This window comes from Prescottella equi, from assembly GCF_020171745.1.
In the GTDB taxonomy this organism is placed as follows: domain Bacteria; phylum Actinomycetota; class Actinomycetes; order Mycobacteriales; family Mycobacteriaceae; genus Prescottella; species Prescottella equi_A.
On record NZ_JAIVAH010000012.1, the window covers coordinates 48,124 to 69,588 of the forward strand.

Annotated in this window: 19 protein-coding genes; 9 read left to right on the forward strand and 10 right to left on the reverse strand. The window is 69.6% G+C overall.

The window, feature by feature from the left end; translation table 11 throughout:
* Positions 1-147: 147 nt before the first annotated feature.
* Positions 148-1,248, reverse strand: coding sequence for a CaiB/BaiF CoA transferase family protein (locus tag LCL87_RS08940; RefSeq protein ID WP_225018801.1), 1,101 nt, complete (start codon positions 1,246-1,248; stop codon positions 148-150).
* A 131-nt stretch (positions 1,249-1,379) separates the two neighbouring features.
* Between LCL87_RS08940 and LCL87_RS08945 the strand changes: the two genes are divergently transcribed.
* Positions 1,380-1,760, forward strand: a complete 381-nt coding sequence (locus tag LCL87_RS08945) for a VOC family protein (RefSeq protein ID WP_225018803.1) — start codon at positions 1,380-1,382, stop codon at positions 1,758-1,760.
* Between the two features lie 4 nt (positions 1,761-1,764).
* A complete protein-coding gene (locus LCL87_RS08950) occupies positions 1,765-2,481 on the forward strand; it encodes an alpha/beta fold hydrolase (protein ID WP_225018806.1) in 717 nt (238 codons plus the stop codon).
* A gap of 3 nt (positions 2,482-2,484) precedes the next feature.
* Here the strand turns inward: LCL87_RS08950 and LCL87_RS08955 are convergent, their stop codons facing one another.
* Complete coding sequence (locus LCL87_RS08955) at positions 2,485-2,910, reverse strand: hypothetical protein (RefSeq protein ID WP_225018808.1); 426 nt, start codon at positions 2,908-2,910, stop codon at positions 2,485-2,487.
* A gap of 41 nt (positions 2,911-2,951) precedes the next feature.
* Between LCL87_RS08955 and purT the strand changes: the two genes are divergently transcribed.
* Together purT and LCL87_RS08965 are read left to right on the forward strand one after the other, a co-directional pair.
* Positions 2,952-4,166 carry a formate-dependent phosphoribosylglycinamide formyltransferase gene (purT, locus tag LCL87_RS08960; protein ID WP_225018810.1) on the forward strand — a complete coding sequence of 405 codons (1,215 nt, stop codon included), beginning with the start codon at positions 2,952-2,954 and terminating at the stop codon, positions 4,164-4,166.
* Between the two features lies 1 nt (position 4,167).
* A complete protein-coding gene (locus LCL87_RS08965) occupies positions 4,168-4,650 on the forward strand; it encodes a DUF456 domain-containing protein (protein ID WP_225018813.1) in 483 nt (160 codons plus the stop codon).
* Position 4,651: 1 nt separating this feature from the next.
* On the opposite strand, the gene LCL87_RS08970 is transcribed toward LCL87_RS08965, so the two are convergent.
* The gene (locus LCL87_RS08970) at positions 4,652-5,395 is read right to left on the reverse strand and encodes an amidohydrolase family protein (protein ID WP_510850725.1); all 744 of its coding nucleotides are present in this window, start codon (positions 5,393-5,395) and stop codon (positions 4,652-4,654) included.
* Positions 5,396-5,502: 107 nt separating this feature from the next.
* A complete protein-coding gene (locus LCL87_RS08975) occupies positions 5,503-6,867 on the reverse strand; it encodes an FAD-dependent oxidoreductase (protein ID WP_225018814.1) in 1,365 nt (454 codons plus the stop codon).
* Between the two features lie 310 nt (positions 6,868-7,177).
* On the opposite strand from LCL87_RS08975, the gene LCL87_RS08980 reads away from it, so the two are divergent.
* The 4 genes from LCL87_RS08980 (at position 7,178) to LCL87_RS08995 (ending at position 10,714) form a co-directional block, all read left to right on the forward strand.
* A complete protein-coding gene (locus LCL87_RS08980) occupies positions 7,178-7,600 on the forward strand; it encodes an Rv0361 family membrane protein (RefSeq protein WP_225018816.1) in 423 nt (140 codons plus the stop codon).
* A gap of 78 nt (positions 7,601-7,678) precedes the next feature.
* Positions 7,679-8,110: a rhodanese-like domain-containing protein gene (locus tag LCL87_RS08985; RefSeq protein ID WP_225018818.1), complete on the forward strand. Its 432-nt coding sequence runs from the start codon at positions 7,679-7,681 to the stop codon at positions 8,108-8,110.
* The gene (locus tag LCL87_RS08990) at positions 8,107-9,330 is read left to right on the forward strand and encodes an O-succinylhomoserine sulfhydrylase (RefSeq protein ID WP_225018820.1); all 1,224 of its coding nucleotides are present in this window, start codon (positions 8,107-8,109) and stop codon (positions 9,328-9,330) included. Before LCL87_RS08985 ends, LCL87_RS08990 begins: the two co-directional genes overlap by 4 nt.
* Positions 9,331-9,352: 22 nt before the next feature.
* Complete coding sequence (locus tag LCL87_RS08995) at positions 9,353-10,714, forward strand: bifunctional adenosylcobinamide kinase/adenosylcobinamide-phosphate guanylyltransferase (RefSeq protein ID WP_225019247.1); 1,362 nt, start codon at positions 9,353-9,355, stop codon at positions 10,712-10,714.
* Positions 10,715-10,716: 2 nt separating this feature from the next.
* On the opposite strand, the gene LCL87_RS09000 is transcribed toward LCL87_RS08995, so the two are convergent.
* The 4 genes from LCL87_RS09000 to LCL87_RS09015 form a co-directional block, all read right to left on the reverse strand.
* Entirely contained in the window at positions 10,717-11,580 is an 864-nt protein-coding gene (locus LCL87_RS09000) for a DUF5602 domain-containing protein (RefSeq protein WP_225018822.1), read from the reverse strand.
* Between the two features lie 52 nt (positions 11,581-11,632).
* Positions 11,633-13,018, reverse strand: coding sequence for an FAD-binding oxidoreductase (locus LCL87_RS09005; protein WP_225018824.1), 1,386 nt, complete (start codon positions 13,016-13,018; stop codon positions 11,633-11,635).
* A gap of 138 nt (positions 13,019-13,156) precedes the next feature.
* The gene (locus LCL87_RS09010; protein ID WP_225018826.1) at positions 13,157-16,573 is read right to left on the reverse strand and encodes a BTAD domain-containing putative transcriptional regulator; all 3,417 of its coding nucleotides are present in this window, start codon (positions 16,571-16,573) and stop codon (positions 13,157-13,159) included.
* 77 nt (positions 16,574-16,650) lie between these two features.
* A complete protein-coding gene (locus tag LCL87_RS09015; RefSeq protein WP_225018828.1) occupies positions 16,651-18,099 on the reverse strand; it encodes an MFS transporter in 1,449 nt (482 codons plus the stop codon).
* Between the two features lie 253 nt (positions 18,100-18,352).
* On the opposite strand from LCL87_RS09015, the gene LCL87_RS09020 reads away from it, so the two are divergent.
* Positions 18,353-19,492 (forward strand): serine hydrolase domain-containing protein, encoded by a 1,140-nt coding sequence (locus tag LCL87_RS09020; protein WP_225018830.1) that lies wholly within the window; start codon positions 18,353-18,355, stop codon positions 19,490-19,492.
* A gap of 10 nt (positions 19,493-19,502) precedes the next feature.
* On the opposite strand, the gene LCL87_RS09025 is transcribed toward LCL87_RS09020, so the two are convergent.
* Together LCL87_RS09025 and LCL87_RS09030 are read right to left on the reverse strand one after the other, a co-directional pair.
* Entirely contained in the window at positions 19,503-20,261 is a 759-nt protein-coding gene (locus LCL87_RS09025) for an HAD-IIA family hydrolase (protein WP_225019249.1), read from the reverse strand.
* Between the two features lie 53 nt (positions 20,262-20,314).
* Entirely contained in the window at positions 20,315-21,319 is a 1,005-nt protein-coding gene (locus LCL87_RS09030) for an alpha/beta hydrolase (RefSeq protein ID WP_225018832.1), read from the reverse strand.
* Positions 21,320-21,465 lie beyond the last annotated feature (146 nt).

Genomic DNA, 21,465 nt, shown 5'->3' on the forward strand with positions numbered 1-21,465 from the left:
TTCATAAAACTGGGTGAACAGCCCAGTTTTCCCGGGTGGTCGTGGCGCGATCGCGTGGATGTGGCGGCCCGTCTTGGAAATGCCGACGGGCCGGACACCAGGTGGTGTCCGGCCCGTGGAAGATCGATGTTCAGTTGTGAAAGATGCTCAGCGCCAGAGGCTGTCGACATCCGTGGCCACCCGGGCGGGCGGCTGCGGCGTGGTCGTCGGCGTGCGTGAGAAGCGCGGCGCCGGTGCGTGCTGCGGCACGCCCTCGAGTTCGATGATGCCGCCGCGCGCCGCGATGTGCGGATCGTTCGGAGCCTCCGAGAACGTCAGGACCGGCGTGGTGCAGGCGTCGGTGCCGTCGAAGATCTTGGTCCACTCGTCACGGGTCTTGCTCAGGAACTTGTCGGTGAGGATCTGGCGCAGTTCGGGCCAGCGGCCCGCGTCCTGCTGGCCGGGCAGGGTCTCCGGGTCCAGTTCGAGGCCCTTCAGCAGCACGGCGTAGAACTGGGGCTCGATCGCACCGACCGCCATGTACTTGCCGTCGGAGGTCTCGTAGGTGTCGTAGTACGGGGCGCCGCCGTCGAGGAAGTTCACGCCGCGCTCGTCGGACCACATGCCGATGCGGCGGAAGTTCCAGATGATGTGCGAGAGCGCGAGGGTGCCGTCGATCATCGCGGCGTCGATGACCTGACCCTTGCCCGACGTCTGCCGCTCGACGAGCGCGGCGAGGAGGCCGAAGAGCAGGAACATAGAGCCGCCGCCGAAGTCGCCGACCATGTTCAGCGGCGGGACCGGCCGCTCGCCCTTGCGTCCGATCGCGTGCAGCACGCCGGTCAGGGAGATGTAGTTGAGGTCGTGGCCGGCGGACTGCGCGAGCGGGCCGTCCTGGCCCCAGCCGGTCATGCGGCCGTACACCAGGCGCGGGCAGCGTTCCAGGACGACGTCGGGGCCCAGGCCCATGCGCTCCATGACGCCGGGACGGAAGCCCTCGATCAGGATGTCGGCGCGGCCCAGCAGGTCGAGCACCTTCTCGACGTCGTCGGGGTTCTTCAGGTCGGCCTCGACGACGCGCCGGTTGCGCGCGGTCTGGTCGCCCACCGTGCCCTCCGCGGGGATCAGTCCCGCCCGCTGGATGCGCACCACGTCGGCGCCCAGGTCGGCGAGTAGCGTCGTGGCGTGCGGGCCCGGTCCGATTCCGGCGAATTCGACGACGCGGACGCCCGTCAACGGGCCCTTCCGCTCAGCTCCGGCAGTAGTCACGTAATTCCTCCTGGGTGATGGTCGAACCTCCGTTCCTGTGACGGTAACCCGTCCCTTACGTCTGATGTGGTCCGGGTCACTGGGCTGCGGTGACTTGTCGCCGACCGCGGTCGAGGCGCACAGTTGACGGCATGGCCTTCCCCGGAGAACTCGTCGCGTTCCTGGCCAGTACCGACCTGGATGTGTCGTCGATGTTCTACGTCGACACCCTGGGTCTGACGGTCACCGAGCGAACCCCGTTCGCACTCGTCGTCGACGGGGGCGGCGGAACGGAATTGCGCATCACCCTCGTGCAGTCGAAGGCCGACACCGGCTACACGGTGCTGGGCTGGCGCACGGCAGACCTGTCCGGCACGGTCGACGAGCTGCGGGAGAAGGGCGTCGACTTCCTGCGCTACCAGGGCATGGATCAGGACGATCACGCCGCGTGGACCGCGCCGGACGGCACCCGGGTCGCGTGGTTCCACGATCCGCACGGCAACGTGCTCTCGATCCACCAGCCGCCGAGCTGATCGGGTGGGATTCGTCGAGGCCGCCGGCGCGCGGCTGCACTACGAGGAGCACGGCGACGGGGAACCGCTGGTGCTGCTGCACGGCAACAGCGAGAACCTCGGCTATTTCGCGAAGCAGATACCCGTCTTCGCCGAGCGCTATCGGGTACTCGCGCTCGACACCCGCGCGCACGGTGAATCGACCCGGGGCGACGGTCCGCTCGACTTCGCGCGCCTGTCCGACGACGTGTGCGCGGTGCTCGACGCCGTCGGGGTCGAGAGCGCGCACGTCCTCGGCTACAGCGACGGCGGCAACACCGCGCTCACCCTGGCGCTGCGCGACCCGGGCCGGGTGCGGTCGCTGATCGTCAACGGCGCCAACCTCGATCCGCACGGACTCGGTGCCCGGTTCCGGGTTCCGGCGACGTTCGCGTGGCTCGTCGGCGGCGTCGTCGCGCCGCTGTCCGCGAAGGTGCGCCGGCAACACGAATTGCTCGAGCTGATGGTCCGGCACCCGCACATCCCGGCCGCGGACCTGGCCTCGATCGCCGTGCCGACGCTGGTGATCGTCGGGGAGCGTGACGCGATCCCGCGACGGCACACCGAACTGATCGCGCGTTCGATCCCCGACGCCGAGCTGATGTACGTGCCGGACGCCGGGCACGCGTGCGCCGAGCAGCGACCCGACGTGTTCAACGCGGCCGTTCTCGACTTCCTCGCGCACATCGAGGCGCACGACTGACGGCTACAACAGTTGCGCCGCGGTGAAGCCCGCGAGCAGCACCGCGAACGCGCCCACCTCGCCGATGATCAGTGCGATCATCGCCACACGCAGCGCCGCGTCGGGGCGTTCGAACTGGTTGGTGGTGTCGCGGCGGGCGCCGTGCGCGATGTAGCTGCCGATCGCCGCGACGAAAAAGAACACCAGGATCCCCGCGCACGTCGCGTTCACGGCCGTCGGCCAGTCGCTGAGCTCGACGAACACCGAAACGAGCAGCGTCGCAAACGAGTACAGCAGCGCCGAGCGGTGCGCGATGTCGACGTACGGGTGCGCCAGATGATCCGGTGACGTCGCCATCTGCCGGTACTTCCACACCCCGAGGAGCAGGGCCAGCAGGAAGATCAGCCCCGCGGCGAGCAGGGTCAGGCGGGTGTCGAGTCCCAGGGTCATCGCGACAGTATGGCCAGTGACGACCGCATATAGTCCGATCCATGCGCCCCGACACCCCCGCAGACGTCCCCGCCCGCATCGGCACCCCGCTGAGCCCCAGCGCCACCCGCGTGATGCTGCTCGGCTCCGGCGAACTGGGCAAGGAGGTGATCATCGCGCTGCAGAGACTCGGCGTCGAGGTGATCGCCGTCGACCGCTACGCCGACGCCCCCGGGCACCAGGTGGCGCACCGCGCGCACACCATCGACATGGGCGATGCCGCCGAACTGCTGCGCGTCATCGAGGCCGAGCGCCCGCACTTCGTGGTGCCCGAGATCGAGGCCATCGCCACCGAGGCGCTCGCCGAGGTCGAGTCGAACGGCACCGCCGTCGTCATCCCGACCGCGCGTGCGACGCAGCTGACGATGAACCGCGAGGGCATCCGCCGCCTCGCCGCGGAGGAGTTGGGGCTGCCGACGTCGCCGTACGCGTTCGCCGACTCGCTCGACGAGGTGCGTGCCGCCGCCGAGCGGATCGGGTTCCCGTGCGTGATCAAGCCGGTGATGTCGTCGTCCGGCAAGGGTCAGTCCGTGGCCCGCTGCGTCGACGACCTCGAAAAGTCTTGGGAATACGCGCTTTCCGGTGGCCGGGTGAACAAGGGTCGTGTCATCGTCGAGGGCTTCGTCGACTTCGACTACGAGATCACTCTGCTCACCGTGCGTGCCGTCGACGGCACCCACTTCTGCGAGCCGATCGGGCACCTGCAGGACTCCGGTGACTACATCGAGTCGTGGCAGCCGCAGGCCATGACGCCGGCCGCGCTGGCTGCTGCCCGCGATGTCGCCGAGAAGGTCACCACCGCGCTCGGTGGCCGCGGCATCTTCGGCGTCGAACTGTTCGTCAAGGGTGATGACGTCTACTTCTCCGAGGTGAGCCCGCGCCCGCACGACACCGGCCTGGTGACGCTGCGCTCGCAGCGGTTCTCCGAGTTCGAACTGCACGCCCGCGCGATCCTCGGCCTGCCCGTCGATACCACGCTCGCCGCGCCGGGCGCGTCCGCGGTGATCTACGGCGGTGTCGAGTCCGTCGGCGTCGCGTTCGAGGGCGTCGCCGACGCACTGGCGGTGCCGGAGACCGATCTGCGACTGTTCGGCAAGCCCGAGGCGTTCGCGCGTCGTCGGATGGGGGTCGCGGTGTCCACCGGACCCGACGTCGAGACGGCCCGCGAGCGCGCCCGCGAGGCGGCCTCCCGGGTGCGCGTCGTCGTACCGGAGTGACGTGAGCGCCGGCGTCGAGGTTCTGCTCGGCCTGGTGATGCTCGTCGGGCTGGTCGGCATCGTGGTGCCGATCCTGCCCGGCACGCTGCTGATCGCCGGGGCGCTGCTGGTGTGGGCGATCCTCGACGCCACCGCCGCCGGATGGGGCGTGTTCGCGGTGGCGCTGCTGCTGCTCGTGGCGTCGGGCGTCGTCAAGTACACGTGGCCGGGCCGTCGGATGCGCGACGCCGGCGTCCCCAACCGGTCGGTGGTGTTCGGCGGACTGGTGGGGATCGTCGGGTTCTTCGTCGTCCCCGTCGTCGGACTGCTGCTCGGTTTCCTGCTCGGCACCTACGCCGCCGAGGCCGCCCGGCATCGCACGCACCGGGACGCGTGGGCGTCGACGGTGCACGCCACCAAGGCGGTTGGGCTGTCGATCCTCGTCGAACTGTTCGGCGCGCTGCTCGCCGTCGGGTTGTGGCTGGGCGCGGTGCTCGCGCTCTGACTCAGGAGTTGCAGCGATACCACTCGCGCGCGTTGCCGCCGAGGACGGCCTCGAGGTCGTCCCCGACGGCGTCGGCGATGATGTCGACGTCGGCGGCCTCGAACGCGCGGCGGGCGCGGGTGCCGGGCAGGTCGGTGCCGAACATCAGCGCCTTCGGGTTGACCGCGTGGATCTGCCGGATGACGTCACCGACGTCGTCGATCGAGGTCCGCCCGAAGCCGGTGGCCTTCACCTTGGCGCCGCGGTCGACGAGATTGAGCAGGTAGCGCAGCCCGCGCGTCGACATCCCCAGGTGGTCGATGCTGACGGCGGGCAGTTTCGCGAACACCGGTTCGAGCGAGAGCAGCAGCGTCGCGTCCACGTAGAACTCGGCGTGCCAGCCGGCCAGCTCGTAGGCGCGCAGGGCCTGCGTCGTCAGGATCTGCACGTCGGTGGCGCTGCGCCGGAGGTTGAACCGGATGCCGCGCACCCCGGCCCGGTCGAGCTCGAGGATGTCGTCGTCGGTGGCGTCGGGATCGAGATGGGTGACGCCCACCCAGCCGTCACCGAGTTCGCGCAGCGCCGCCAGCAACTGCGGCCCGCCGAGCGTGCCCTGGTACGACGCCGTCACCACCGCCCCGCCGTCCACCCCGAACCCCGCCATCCGGGCGCGGTAGTCGTCGATCGTGAACGGGTCGGGCAGGTAGCCGTTGTTCTCCACCAGCGGGAACCGCGGGTCGATGATGTGCACGTGCGCGTCAAACACGCTTCTCATCATGCCCCGGCCGGCCAGAACGACACCGGCCGAATGTCACATTCGGTCAGTTGGACTGAACCGATGTGACATTCGGCCGGAAGATCGGAAGCCGGGCGTCAGCCCTTGTTCGGCTCGCTGGCGCGGAGCATGTCCTCGCGCTCGACGACCTTGATGCGCTCGCGGCCCTCGGGCTCGCCCAGCGAACGCTCGTGGGCGTCGAGGCGGTACCAGCCCTGCCACGTGGTGTACGGGACACCCTTGCCCTCGAGGAACTCGATCACCGCGTCGGTGCTCGGCTCGGCCGCACCCGCGAAGTTCGGGGCGTCCTCGAGCAGGCACGCGATGGTCTCGTTGGCGTCGCCCTTGGTGTGGCCGATCAGGCCGACGGGTCCGCGCTTGATCCAGCCGGTGACGTACGTGCCGTCGATGTGCTTGCCGTCGTCGCCGATGACACGTCCGGCCTCGTTGGGCACGGTGCCGGCCTGCTCGTCGAACGGGATCGACGGGATGTTCTGCGACAGGTAGCCGACGGCGCGGTAGACGGCCTGGACGTCCCAGTCGTTGAACTTGCCGGTGCCGCGGACGTTGCCGGTCCCGTCCAGTTCGGTGCGCTCGGTGCGCAGGCCGACGACCTTGCCGTCCTCGCCGAGCACCTCGGTGGGCGACTCGAAGAAGTGCAGGAACAGCTTGTGCGGGCGGTCGCCCTGGTCGCGGATGGCCCAGTCCTGCAGGGTGTTGGCGACCATGTCGACCTGCTTGGAGCTGCGGCGGGCGATCTCGGAGCCCTCGTCGTAGTCGATGTCCTCGGGGTCGACGATGACCTCGATCGTGGGGGAGTGGTCCAGCTCGCGCAGCTCGAGCGGCGTGAACTTGGCCTGCGCGGGGCCGCGGCGGCCGAAGACGTGGACCTCGACGGCCTTGTTGTTCTTCAGGCCCTCGTAGACGTTCGCCGGGATCTCGGTGGGCAGCAGCTCGTCGCCGGTCTTGGCGAGCACGCGGGCGATGTCCAGCGCGACGTTGCCGACACCGAGCACCGCGACCTTCTCGGCCTCGAGCGGCCAGGTGCGCGGGACGTCCGGGTGGCCGTCGTACCAGGACACGAAGTCCGCTGCGCCGTACGAGCCGTCCAGGTCGATGCCCGGGATGTTCAGCGCGCGATCGGCGTTGGCGCCGGTCGAGAAGATCACCGCGTCGTAGAAGCGGCGCAGGTCCTCGAGGGTGATGTCGGTGCCGTAGTCGATGTTGCCGAGCAGGCGGACCGGATCCTTGTCGAGCACCTTGTGGAGGGCGGTGATGATGCCCTTGATCCGCGGGTGGTCGGGCGCGACGCCGTACCGGATGAGACCGAACGGCGCCGGCATCCGCTCGAACAGGTCGATGCTCACCTCGGTGTCGGACTTCATGAGCGCATCGGCGGCATAGATTCCGGCCGGGCCGGCACCGACGATGGCCACGCGCAGTGGACGAGTCTGGTCAGTCATCTGAGGCGAACTACCTTTTCGATTGGACGGACGTACGTGTGCTTGCGACACGGATGCGTGAGGCTCCAGCTTAAACTGAGCCCCACCTGACCTGGTGTGCCACAGAGTGGGGGCGGGTGCGAATTCCCAGGAATTCACGGTGTCCCCGCCTTCATGCTAGAACCCGGAGACCACTCACACCTCATGCTTGGCGGGTTGGGGTGCGCAGGGTACTACGCTCCGAATTGAGGGGTCACAAACAGAATTTGTGCCCCGCGTTGTGTGGGACCCGGGTGCGCGGAGCGCGGGCGGACAGGCGAAAATCGCAGGTATGAGCGACGAACACGCACCTGTCGACGATCCCTCGCGGACCACGGCTAAGCCGTTCATCCTCGCGGTGTCAATAGTTGCGATCCTGATGATCGGAATTGTCGTCTCGGCGATGCTGCGGCCCGCCGACGAGAGCCGGTCCGACGCCGATCGACTGAACGCGTCCGCCACCGACTTCGTCCGCGCGAGCAACAACGACGACGCCCAGGCCCTCGACCGCATGGTGTGCGACGGGTTCGCCGAGGACCGCTCGCCGCTCGCCGGGCGCGAGGGCGAGGTGGTTGTCGAGGGACTCGACAACGCCGTCGTGAACGGCGACGCCGCGACCGCCGATGTCCGGATCTCCGCCGGCGACGACAAGGGCGCGGCGACGTCGACGTGGACGTTCGTGCAGGGCGACGACCGCTGGCTCGTCTGCAACTGACGCGCCAGCCGGTGCGGCTCGCGCGTATCGCGCCATCCGCGTGCTACGTCCGATCGGACTCTGTGGAAAGCTGGTGCGGTGAGCTACGCAGGTGACATAACGCCGCAGCAAGCCTGGGAGCTGCTGCGCGAGCATCCGGAAGCCGTGCTCGTGGATGTGCGGACCGACGCGGAATGGCGATACGTCGGGGTGCCCGACACGTCGACCATCGACCGCCGGACCGTGCTCCTCGAATGGGTGAGCTACCCCACGGGTGCGCGCAACGAGTCCTTCGTCGACCAGCTCGTCGAGGCCGGAATCGTCGGCGGTGCCGGCGAGGAGGCCTCGCGACCGGTGATCTTCCTGTGTCGCTCGGGTCAGCGCTCCATCGGCGCGGCCGAGGCCGCGACCGCCGCCGGCATCGGGCCGTCGTACAACGTGCTGGACGGCTTCGAGGGTGGACTCGGCGGCGACGGCCGTCGCGGCACCTCGGGCTGGCGGGCCGTGGGCCTGCCCTGGACGCAGTCGTGAGCGCGATTCCGCAGGGCGGATCGTTCCGTAAGCAGCTTCCCGAGTCCGTCCGTCCGGCCACCCTAGGTGTCCGCGGCGGCACGCTGCGCTCCGGTTTCGAGGAGACGTCCGAGGCGATCTACCTCAACTCGGGCTTCGTGTACGAGTCCGCCGAGGCCGCCGAGCAGGCGTTCACCGGCGAGGTCGATCACTTCGTCTACTCCCGCTACGGCAACCCCACCGTCAAGATGTTCGAAGAGCGGCTGCGGCTGCTCGACGGCGCCGAGGGCTGCTACGCGACCGCGTCCGGTATGTCCGCGGTGTTCACCGCGCTGGGTGCGCTGCTCGCCAAGGGTGACCGCCTGGTCGCGGCCCGCAGCCTGTTCGGCTCGTGCTTCGTGGTGTGCAACGAGATCCTGCCGCGCTGGGGCGTCGAGACCGTCTTCGTTGACGGCGAGGACCTCGACCAGTGGGAGCAGGCGCTGTCGGTGCCGACCACGGCCGTGTTCTTCGAGACGCCGTCCAACCCGATGCAGACCCTCGTCGACGTCCGCAGGGTGTCGGAGATGGCGCACGCGGCGGGCGCGAAGGTGGTCATCGACAACGTCTTCGCGACGCCGATCCTGCAGCGCAGCCTCGACCTGGGCGCCGACGTCATCGTGTACTCGGGCACCAAGCACATCGACGGTCAGGGCCGCGTCCTCGGCGGCGCGATCCTGGGCCCGCAGGACTACATCGACGGCCCGGTGCAGCAGCTGATCCGGCACACCGGTCCGGCGCTGAGCCCGTTCAACGCGCACACCCTGCTCAAGGGGCTCGAGACGATGCCGCTGCGCGTCGGCCACTCGGTGGACAGCGCACTGCGCATCGCGCGGTTCCTCGAGGCCGAGCCGTCGGTGCGCTGGGTCAAGTACCCGTTCCTCGAGTCGCACCCGCAGTACGAGCTGGCCAAGTCGCAGATGAGCGGCGGCGGCACGGTCGTGACGTTCGAGCTGGACTCGGCCGACGGTGAGGGCAAGAAGCGGGCCTTCGAGCTGCTGAACAAGCTGCGCGTCATCGACATCTCGAACAACCTCGGCGACGCCAAGTCGCTCATCACGCACCCGGCCACCACCACGCACCGCGCGATGGGACCGGAGGGGCGTGCCGCGATCGGCCTGTCCGACGGCGTCGTGCGCCTGTCGGTGGGCCTCGAGGATCCCGAGGATCTGCTGGAGGACCTGGCGCAGGCGCTGCGCTGACACGCACGGAAGGGGTTGGACCATCGAGGTCGTACTGCTGGGCACCGGCAGTGCCGACGGGTGGCCCAACCCCTTCTGCGTGTGCGCGTCGTGCCGTATCGCCGCCGAGCGCGGTGAGATCCGCGGGCAGACCGCGGCCCTGATCGACGACGCGATCCTGCTCGACTGCGGCCCGGACGTGCCGCGCGCGGCCGTGCGTGCCGGACGTTCGCTGGCCGGTGTGCGGCACCTCCTGCTCACCCACGCCCACCCCGACCACCTGAATCCGGCGGCGCTGCTGTTCCGGTCGTGGGTGCGGCGCGACCAGCCGCTCGACGTCGTCGGCCCGGCCGACGCGCTCGACCTGTGCCGCGACTGGGTGGGCCCGGACGATCCGGTGCGGTTCGTCCCGGTCGTCCCCGGCGAGCGAATTGTGCTGGACGGGTACGAGATCCGGGTGCTCGAGGCCGCGCACCGAGTGTTCCGCGACGGCGACAGCGTGCTCTACGACGTCACCGGTCCGGACGGCGGACGGCTGCTGTGGGCCACCGACACCGGGCCGCTGCCGGCGTCCACGCTGGACGCGGTCCGGGCTGCCCGCTACGACGCGGTGTTCCTCGAGGAGACCTTCGGCACCCGCACCGATCTCGGTGCCGGACACCACGATCTGACGACGTTCCCGCGCACCCTCGCCGCGCTGCGCGACGCGGGCGCGGTCACCGCGACCACCGACGTCGTCGCGGTGCACCTGAGCCACTACAACCCGCCGACGCCCGAACTGTCGGAACGCCTGGCGCCGTGGGGTGCTCGCGTCGTGGCCGACGGTACGGCGGTGTGCGTCGGCGAACCGATCGTGCGATCGGGACAGGCATCGCGCACGCTGGTCCTCGGCGGCGCCCGCGCCGGCAAGTCGACGTACGCCGAGGCGCTGCTGGCCGCCGAACCGCGCGTCACCTACCTGGCCACCGGGGGCGTCCGGGAGGGCGATCGGGAGTGGGCGGAACGGATCGCGCTGCACCGGGCCCGGCGCCCGTCCGGGTGGACCACCGTCGAGACGTCGGAGGCGGCGGCGCTGCTGCGGGACGTCCGCGAGCCGGTGCTGCTGGACTGTCTCGGCACCTGGCTCACCGCGCGGCTGGACCATCACGGCGTCTGGACCGGCGGCGACTGGGCGGCCGTCGACGCCGACGTCACCGACCTGCTCGCGGCGCTGCGCGGCGCGACTGTGCCCGTGGTCGTGGTCAGCAACGAGGTGGGCAGCGGCGTGGTGCCGCCGACCCCCGCGGGTCGCCGGTTCCGGGACCTGCTCGGCAGGGTGAACTCGGCCGTCGCCGCCGAGTCCGAATCCGTCGTGCTGGTGGTCGCGGGCGTGGCGACGCCGCTGCGGTCGGGCCTTACTGCCTGACCTCACGACGCCTGGCGCATCGTCATGCCGCCGAGAGCGATGACGTACTCCTGTGCGGTCTCGTCGAAGTGGACGGAGTAGACGCTCGGGTAGTACCCGGTGCGCTGATAGGACTGTGGCTGCTTCATCTCTTCCCTCAGGGTGGGCCGGGCCTCGAGCCATTCCCGGGTCATCATCGGTTCGATGAAGGTGAACTTTCCGTCCCATGATCCGTTGAGGAGCACCTCGGTGAAGTCGAACTCCCCGGGAACGACGTTGTCCGCGCTGTCGGTCCAGTGCAGACCCATGAACGGAACCGTGTTCGCCTCGGCGGGACCGGGCGGTGGCACGTAGCCCTCCGGAATGTACTTCGCATCCGGGAGTCGCGCGGCCCGCTGTGCGAAATCCGTTGAGGCAGGGTCGATGTCGTGCTGAACGTCGTCCATGTAGAAGTGCATGTCGAAGTGCGGATCGCCGAACAGCACCTCCGGCTCGTGCCCGTGCGGGTTCCAGTCGAGCATGACGTTGTCGAACCCGGTGTCCTGTGCACCGGCGGGCAGGTCGAGCATCACCATCTGCATCTGCGCGTCGGGTCCGTCCGGCAACCCGTCGAGCGCGGACGCGGAGATCCGGATGCCGACCTCGGTGGGCTCGCCGGCCTCGTCGCGCATGACGTAGGTTCGGGACGTTCCGTTGCCGAGCGGGCGCGGTTCGCCCGACTGGATCCCCGGGCCATCGCTCGAGCCGCTCGAGCCGCTCGATCCACTCGATCCACTCGAGCTGCTGAACCCGCCGTGCCCGAGCGAGTGTGCGGGTGTATTGCAGGCGGCCAGCGTGAGCGTGGCGCACGCCGCGATCGCGCAGGTGGTGGTCCGAATCATCCTCATTTGTGGGTCCTTTCGTTTCGGTTCTCAGTTCGAGTCGTCCGCTGGGGCGCTCCTACGTCGGGATGCGCACGACCTGACCGACGTGCAGGACACCGTGCGGATCGAGGTCGTTCGCCAGTGCCGCGAGCCAATGCCAGGTGTCCTCGTCGTAGGACCGGGCGATCCGGTCCGGGTCGGCGCTGGCGGCGAAATTGGGGAGCGTGCCTCCGGTGGCCCAGGCGGCCACAGCCTGCTCGACGGCGCGAGCGTGCTCGACGACCGCTCCGGCGAGTGGCGGCGCGAGGACACCCACGGTCATCAGCGCGAACGAGGCGTCGCGGTGGCAGAAGGCGCTGCGATGGCGAGGCTCCTGGGCCAGCGCACCGCCGAGCAGTCGGAGCTCGACCATTGTCTGCGGCGATCCGGAACCCGGTCCGGCGACCGCGAGCAGGGCGTCGACGGCCTCGTGTGACAACGCATGGGTGAGCGCGCTGAACTCGTGGGTCGGCATCGGGTCGACCGGATCGGCGTGGATCGCGGGCAGCGCCGCGTACGGCATCGGACCCACGGCGTCGATCAGCGGCGTGGCCACCGCGCGCAGTCTCGCGATCAGCGACTCGGCCTCGGGCTCGTCTGCGACACTGGCGAATCGGACGGAAACAGTGAGTCGTCCCGCGAGTGGAGGTGGGATCTGTGGCAGCGGAGGGAGCTGCAGGATCGCGATCGACGTCGAGCTGTGCTCGGGCAGGTCGTGGCACCAGTCGAGCCAGGCGTGCACAACCACCGCGGCGTCCACGCTGTCGAAATAGAGAGCACCACCGTAGATTTCAGAGACCGGTAGCAGATCGATCTCCACCGCCGTGACGATTCCCAGTGTCGCCTTGCCGCCGCGCAGGCCCCAGAACAGCTCGGCGTGCTCGTCCGGGGTGACGTGCAACTGTTCACCGCCACCGGTGACGACATCGAATGCCCGTACGCGGTCGGAGGACAGCCCGTAGGTTCGCACCAACGGGCCGATACCCGCGCCGGTGAGAAAGCCTGCCACTCCGACCGTGGCGGAGGAGCCCGTCAGTGGCGCCAAGCCGTGCGGTGCCGCCGCGTCGAGGACGTCCTGCCAGATCACGCCGGCGCCGATGCGCGCGGTGCGGGCGTCGGGATCGACGACGCATTCGTTCAGTCGCCCGGTGTGCACCAACAGGACGTCACCGCTGACGGCAACCGCTCCGTGTCCGGTGCGCTGCACGGCAACCCTGAGTCCGTGCTGCCCCGCGAAGCGGACCGTGGTCGCCACATCCTCCGCATTCGCGGCCGAGACGACCGCGCGGGGGGTGACCGGGACCGCCAGGTTCCACGGCGTCGTCAGTTCGTATCCCGGTTCGCCGGGAAGGGCAACCGATCCGGTCAGGCATGCACGGAGTGACGCGATCGTCTCGTCGCTGACCTGGGTCTGGAGATTCATGGAAACTTCCTTTCGTCGTCCGCTTTCGGGGCGTGAAAGAAAGAATGTCCGGACCCGCTTGGGTGGTTCTTGTGCGCCGCGAGGCCGTGGCTCCAAGGTTTCGCCAAGCGCGAGACCCGTCGACGACGGGGCCGGGACTCAGACGAGCAGCGACCGTGCCTGCGCCGCCAGCCCGTGCATCCCGCGGCGTTCCGATTCCTCGGCGACGGCGGACAGCTCACCGGCGCGACCGGTCGAGTCGGGCTCGAGTTGCGCGCGAAGCAGTCTGCACCGCAGCAGCGTCGGCGTGCCCGACGATCGGTGGGCGATCCGCTCCGCCTGCTCCAGCATGGCCGAGGCCTGATCGGTCTGCCCCGACATGGCGTGCAGGCGTGCGGAGGCCTCGGCGACCGTACCGACGACCCCCACCTGCCCCACGGTCGCGATCCGGTCCGTAAAGGGCGCGAGGAGGTCGCGGAACATGTCGGCGTACTCGACCAACGACAGATCGGCGACGATATGGGCGAGCAGCGTCTGGTGCCCCAGCGTGGTCCACACGTCCGGCCCCGGGTCCGACGTCCAGCGCGCGATGCCGTCTACCGCGGCACGTCGGTCGCCCCGCGCCGCCGCGATCGCGATACTCCACGCCCGCGGCTCGACGAAACCGGGTGTCGTGCCGGCCAGCTCGCCCTGCTCCCACTTCAGAGTGTTCTGCGCGAGGTCGGCGCTGCCCGCTGTGTACAACTCGGTTTGCAGATGGATCTGCCGTGCCGTGTCGTATTGCCGCGCAGCCTGTTCGAGGTCCCCACGCCACTCCGCGAGCGTGCCTTCCATCCACCGGAGCTGGACTCGGACCACGGGTAGTCGCAACAGGTCGCACCCGATGATCCCTTGGCGCACGTGCGCGGCGGCGGCTTCGACGTTCGCGAGATTCATCTGCGTCATACTCGCGACCGTGTGCACGATGACGTTGTCGACCCGCGACTGCTGGTGCGGCAGTTCGAGAAGCTCGGTCAGCAGGTCGAGCGATTCCCGACCGTGCCGCGCCACCCCGGAGAAGAGGAGGATCCGGCCCAGCAGTGCGTCGGCGATCACGTCCGGATCACCCTGGGCGCGAGCCAGTTGGAGCGCGCGCCGGCTCATGTCGTCGGGTACCGCGGAATCCGGGTGGTAGCAGCTGCCGACCGCGAGCGCGGACAGGACCCGAGAGTGCGCGACGGGGTCCGAAGCGACGAACGGCTCCAGTGCCACGAGGCGTTCGAGCAGCGGCCCGGGATCACGACCGTACGACACCCACGGCCACCCGCCGGCGGCCCGCAGAAGTGCCGCTGCCAGTCGCCCGGCACCCGAGGTACGTTCTTCGCGCACCGCGTCGAGCAGACCGGCGCACACGACGTCGAGAACGGTCTGTCCGCGACCGGCGCGGGCCAGTGCCTCCACCCGGGCCACCAGCAGGTCGTCACGCTCGTCGGGCGAGCGTTCCGACGCGGGTAGCCGATCGAAGATCTGCACTGCGGTCTCCCACCAGTGCGCGGCGGTCTCCGAACTCCATCGCTCCGTCGCCTCCCGGGCCGCGACGGTGCACGCGTCGACTACCTCGCGTGGATCCACCAGCGGCAGTGCGGCACACAGGTGTTGCGCACGTCGGCTGGCGCGGTCCGCGTCGGAGGACTCCGCCAGGATCTCGGCGACCCGGGCGTGCATGCGCTGACGCCGCAACGCGGGCATGTCCTCGAGGACCTCGTGCCGCAGCAGTCCATGCGCGAAGACGTACCCGCGGGCCCCGGGCGCGGTCACGATGATCCGTTCGTCCGCTGCCTCGTCCAGACAGTCGGCGAGTGTGTCCAGGTCGAGACGGGACGCCGCGGCCAGGAGGTCGATCTCGATGGCGTCGCCGAGCACGGCCGCAACTCGAAGTACTTGCAACACCGCCGGTTTCACGGCTGCGAGTCGTCTGCCCAGCACAGACCGGACGGCCATCGGTATCTCGTCGCCGAGTCGCTCGTCGCGCGGCAACCGCGCGTATTCCGAGACGAACAGCGGGTTTCCCCCGGTCCGGTCAGTCAGGACCTGGACCTGGGCCGGACCGATCCGCTCACCGGCGACGTGGCTGGCCAGCTCCTCGACCTCGGCTGGTTCCAGCGGCGGCACCGTGACGTGCCGGTTGCCTTCCCCGCGCAGCACCGCATCGACGAGCGCGCCGACCGTTCCGATTCCGGTGTCACGCAGCGTCAACACGAAACACACCGGGCGGTGGACGAGCGCGCCCACCAGGTACGACAGGCACCGCAGCGAAGTCGGGTCGGCCCACTGTATGTCGTCGACGACGACAGTCAGAGCGGGTTTGCCCGCGACCGCTGCCTCGATCACTTCCCGCACCCGTTCGTACACGGCGAACCGCGCCTCGTCCGAGTCGACGCCGGTCGGCGGAATCAACACAGCGTCCGCGTCGCCGCCGAGTTCACGCACCAGTCGGCGGATCGGCCACCAGGCCGGTGCGCCGTCGTCCTCCGGACACCGCGCCCACACCGCCGTCCCACCGGCAGCCACCGTCCGCGCAGCACACTCCTCGGCCAACCGTGTCTTCCCGATCCCGGCGGGGCCGGTGAGTGCAAGCCACCGCGTCGACCCGTCGAGGACGTCGTCGAGCATCTGCTCGATCACGAGGGTTTCGCTTCGGCGCCCGACGAACACGCGGCCCGGTTTCACCTCGCCGACCGCGTCGGCCGCCCCGGGTGCTGCGACGCCCGACGCCGGGGAGTCGGGTAGTGGAACCTGCTCCGCACCAGTCCATCCCGGTGTTCGGGGCCAGGCTGCGAGACCTGGATCGTGGCGCAGGATCGCGCTCTGGAGTGCGCGCAGCTCGGTCCCGGGCTCGAGCCCCAACTCGGCGTCGAGCCGATCGACGTGCATCCGGAATCCATCCAGCGCCTCCGACGACCTGCCTGCCCGGTGCAGCGCGAGCATCCGGAGCCAGCAGGTTCGGTCCCGGTACGGGAATTCGCTGCACAACTGGGCTGTCTCCACGAGGGCGGGCGGGATCCGCCCCAACGCGAGCAGCGCGGTGATCCGAGTCTCCCTGCATTCGGTCCGTACCTCGTCGAATCCCGCGGCCTCCAGCTGAACCCACGGTTCGTCGGCCAGGTCCTCGAGCAACGGCCCCCGGACTGCCGCGAGCGCTCGGTCGGCGGTCTTCAGCGCTGGTTCCCACGCCCCGTCCTCAGCGAGACTCCGCGCGTCCTCGGCGTCGTCGAGGAAACTCACCAGATCGACCTCGTCGGCCGAGATGTCGAGGACGTAACCCGGCGGTTGCCGCACGATCGGCGACGTGGCTCCGGTCTCGCCGCGGAGCACCCGGCGCAGGTTCGAGATGTACGCCTGGATGCTCGCCATGGCACTCGTGGGTGCATCGTCGCCCCAGAGGGCGTCGACGAGGCGGGCGATGGACACCACCCGCCCCCGACCGAGCAGCAGGACAGCCAGGACCGCGCGTTGCTTGCGCGGCCCCAGATCGAGGATCTCGTCACCGGAGTCGGTGTGGGCCACCTCCAGCGGTCCCAGCAGCCGATAGATCATCCGTGGACTCCTCGTGCCTGGTGACTGAGGACGGCACGAGTGTAAGGACCGAGAGGCGTCGATGTACGACGAACCGATCATCGCAGTGCCGACACGACCTCACCGGCACCGTCGACGGTCCGGCGCACAGAACGTCGCGCGGGCAAGGTTGCCGCGCAGACCAGCGCCCCCAGCGCCGCGACGAGTGCGGCGACCATCAGCGCGGCGCGCAGGCCGGCGACGAAGTCCTCCGGTGATCCTCCCGGCAGCATCGATTGCGCGGGCAGGAGGGCGCCGAGAGCGGCGACGCCCACCGCGATCCCGGTCTGGCGGAACGCGTCGTTGATGCCGGCGGCCAACCCGACGTGGTCGGCAGTGCTCTCCCCGAGTACGAGCCCGCTCATGACCGGATTGAACACTCCGGCGCCGATCAGAGCGACGGCGAACCCGGGCAGGATCGCGTACTTCGAGCTGGAAACGTCCACCACGGTCATCATCACCAGCCCCGCAGCCACCAACGCCAGTGACGCGGTCAGCGTGACCGACACCGGGATTCGGCCGTCGAGCTTCGCGGTGGCGCCCGCGACGACGAACATGGCGACCGTTGCGGGCAGATACACCAACCCCGCCGAGGTGGGCGACAGGTGCAGGATGTTCTGCAGGTAGATCGTGGTGTAGACGAACACCGCGAACAAGGACGCCGAGATCGCGAAGGCCGCGACCTGTGCGCCCGCGAATGCCCGGTTCTTCAGCAGCTGGGGCGGCAGCATCGGCTCCCGCGTCCGCAGTTCGCATCCGATGAATCCGATCAGCGCGACGGCGCCGACCACGAGGGCGGCGACCGTCGCCGGCGACGTCCATCCGACCTCGTTGCCGCGCAACAGTCCGAAGACGAGCGCACCCAACCCGACACAGACGAGGATCTGTCCGATCACGTCGGTGCCGCGAGGGTTCGGGTCCCGCGATTCCGGCACCCACCGGACGGTGACGGCGAGCGTGATCAGTCCGATCGGGACGTTGATCAGGAAGATGGCCCGCCAGTGCAGCAGCTCGGTCAGCAGCCCGCCGACCAGCGGACCGATCGCGAACGCTCCGCCGATCGTGGCTCCGTACGCGGCCAGCGCGGTCGCCCGCGCGGGTCCCTTCTCGAACACGTCCGCGAGAAGGGCGAGCGAGCACGCGAACAGGACGGCGGCACCGACTCCCTGCACGGTGCGTGCGAGGTCGAGCACCCAGATGCCCGGTGCCACCGTGCAGATCAGCGAGGCGACGGTGAACAGTACGATGCCGACCTCGAACACGTAGCGCCGCCCTCGCCGGTCAGCCCAGGATCCGGCGCTGAGGACCACGGTCGCCAACGCCAGCGTGTAGGCGTCGACGACCCACTGCAGTCCGCCCACGCCGGTGTCGAGATCGACCGCGATGGAGGGCAGGGCGGTGTTGACCACGGCGATGTCGAGCATCAACATCGCCGTGGTCACGCAGACGACGATCAGGGTTGCGCGTCGCGTTGCGGCGCTCTTCGGGGGACTTGTCTCGACCGGCATCGGGTGTCCTCGGTGTCTCGTGGGACGGCACGAGGGCTCTCGCGCCGTCCTCACCCTGTTCCCGCGGCCTTGGCTCACACCGGGTGAAATCCTTGGAGGCGTCTCCCCGACGCTCGAGGTACGAGTCGTCGACCCGATGCCGCCGCGCACCACGCATTCTGGGCTCGATCGGGAGAACCGGCGCAGCACACGCGGGGTGCGTCCTAGCCTGGCAACCGGGACCGCAGTGGGGCGCGACCGATTAGAGGCATTCATGGCATCTGTTCAGGGTCAATGTGATTCGGCGTTCGACAGTGTCCGCGAAGTGTTCGAGGAGAGCTTCGCAAACGGGCAGAATCTGGGCGCCGCGGTGGCCGTGTACGCCGACGGCCGGCCCGTCGTGGACCTGTGGGGCGGCATCGCCGATCGGCGGACCGGTCGGGAGTGGTCGTGGGATACCCCGTGCGTGGTGTTCTCGTGCACCAAGGCGGTGACGTCGGCGGCGGCGCTGCTGCTCGTCGATCGCGGCTACATGAGCCTCGACGACCCCGTCGCCGACTGGTGGCCGGAGTTCGCGCAGCACGGCAAGGGCGGCGCCACCGTCGAACATCTGTTGACCCACCGGGCCGGGCTGCCGGCCTTCGACGGGCACGTGACAGTGGCGCAGGCTTCGGACCCGGTCGCGATGGCGGACCGGCTGGCCCGGCAGCGCCCGGAATGGGAACCCGGTACCGACTTCGGCTACCACGCGCTCACGTTCGGGTGGCTGCTCGGCGAACTGGTCCGACGGCACACCGGCGGGTCGGTGGGGCAGTTCGTGCACGAGGAGTTCGGCTCGGACCTGTGGATCGGGGCCCCGGCGGGGACCATCGCGCGGGCCGCGCGGATCAGCGTCCCGAAGCGCGGCGAACCGAAATCGGCGCTGACCGACATCGCGACGCAGACTCGGATCGGCGCGGCGTACGCGGAACCGGGTTCGCTCATCTTCCGGGCCACCGCCAATCCTGCCGCGTCGTACAACGACCCGGCACTGCTGGGCGGCGGCTGGCCCGCGGCGGGAATGGTCACCACGGCGCGCGCACTCGCGCGGTTCTACCGCGACCTCGTGCACGGGGTGACACTGAGCCACCGGACGCTGGACGACGCGATCCGGGTGCGGGTGCGCGGCCGGGACCGGGTGCTCCTCACCGACAGTGCGTACGGGCTCGGTTTCATGCGGCCCGCCCAGAGTTTCGAGCTTCCGGATGTGGCCGTCGGCGCGTTCGGGCACCCGGGTGCGGGCGGCGCCGTCGGGCTGGGTGATCCCGACAGCGGCCTCGCGATCGCGTTCGTCCCGAATCTCAAGCGCGACTACTTCGCCGGCGACCGTCGGGCGCACCGGCTCGTCGACGCCGCCTACGCGGCGATCGCGTGAGACGCCGGGTTCAGAACGGGTCCGCCGTGCGCCCCACCAGGTCGGCGACCGACTCGAGCACCAGCGTCGGGCGGTAGGGGAACGTCCCGACGGATGCTCGGGTGGAGATGCCGCTGAGCACCAGGATGGTCTGCAGGCCGGCCTCGAGGCCCGACACGACGTCGGTGTCCATCCGGTCGCCGATCATCAGCGTGTTCTCCGAGTGCGCCCCGATCGCGCGCAGCGCCGAGCGCATCATCAGCGGGTTCGGCTTGCCCACGTAGTACGGTTCGCGGCCGGTCGCGCGAGTGATCAGCGCCGCGACCGAACCCGTTGCGGGAAGGGAACCTTCGCGGGAAGGTCCGGTGGCGTCCGGGTTGGTCGCGATGAACCGCGCGCCGCGTTCGACGAGCCGGATCGCGGTGGTGATCGCCTCGAACGAGTAGGTGCGGGTCTCACCGAGCACGACGTAGTCCGGGTCGTTGTCGGTGAGCACGTAGCCGATCTCGTGCAGCGCGGTGGTGAGCCCGGATTCGCCCACCACGTAGGCACTTCCGCCGGGTCGCTGGTTCTTCAGGAACGTCGCCGTCGCCAGCGCCGAGGTCCAGATCGACTTCTCGGGGATGTCGAGTCCGCTGCGCAACAGCCGCGCCCGCAGGTCGCGGGGTGTCCGAATCGAGTTGTTGGTCAGCACGATGAAGGGCGTGCCGGCCTCCTGGAGTTCGGCGAGGAAGTCGTCGGCGCCGGGAATGATGTGTTCTTCGTGGACGAGAACCCCGTCCATGTCCATGAGGTACGTCCAGCCGGGGTTCCGCTCTTCGGTGCTCACGGCTCCAGTATCCGTCATGCTCCGATGGCCGGACCGATCACCGCCCACGAATCGCGCATCTCGGCCTCGAACACGCCCCACGTGTGGCTGCCGACGTCGCGGTAGACGACGGTCGCGGGGATGCCGAGCGACCGCAGCCGGGCGTCCATCACCGCGGTGCAGCGCATCGTGATCGATTCGAGCAGACCGCCCACGAAGCCCTGCGGGATCGCGATCAGCGGATCGAGGCGGTCGATGGCGCCGGGCATTCCGGATGCGGCGGACAGGAACAACACCTTGCCGCGCAACCGTTCTGCCTGCACCACCGGGTCGTGCTCGATCCACTGTGGCCCGCCGCCGGGACCCCACATGTTGTTGACGTTGCCGCCGCCGCGCACTTCGACCATCGAGCGGACCATCGCCTGCCCGTTGAAGTCGCTGGTCCCCGCGCACCCGCTGTACGAGCCGATGGCGCGGTAGACGTCGGGTGCCTGGATCGCGAGGTCCAGCACCGGGCCGGCCGCCATGGACACCCCGCCCAGTGCATTGACACCGGTGGTCCCGAACTGACGATCGATCACCGGCGGCAGCTCCCGCGTGAGGAACGTCTGCCACTTGTTGCGGCCCAGCACGGGGTCGTCGTTGTCCCAGTCGGTGTACATCGAGTACTTGCCACCCACCGGCAGCACCACGTTGACGTGCTTGTCCGCGAAGAAGTTCGTGACGTCGGTGTTGTTGTACCAGGAGACGCCGTCCTCGCCGCCGGTGATGCCGGTGAGCAGATAGAACGTGGGCGCCGGGCCGCCTCCGGTCGGGTGGATGACGTCACTGGTGACCACCCGGTCCATCGACGGTGAGTACACCGAGATGCGGGTCACCCGGTCGCTCACCTGGACCATGCCGGCCACGTAGGCGGCGCCCGACGGGGCCGCACGCGCGGTGAGTGTCCCGCCGAGCAGCGAGGCAACCAGTATCCCGACGAGGGTGAGTGAGTGGAGGATCCGGTGCCGGGCACCGGCCGTCGCCCCAGAGCTTCGCATCGCGCACCTCCGGCCTGATGGCCTGAATTGCTTTCTGGCTGAATGAAGCTCACGCCAGCATATCCGCGGCGGAGGTGCTGGGGTGGCGCTTCCGAGCGCCGTCGGGACCCGGTGCGTGCATTTTGCGCCCGTTCGGTCTTGGATGT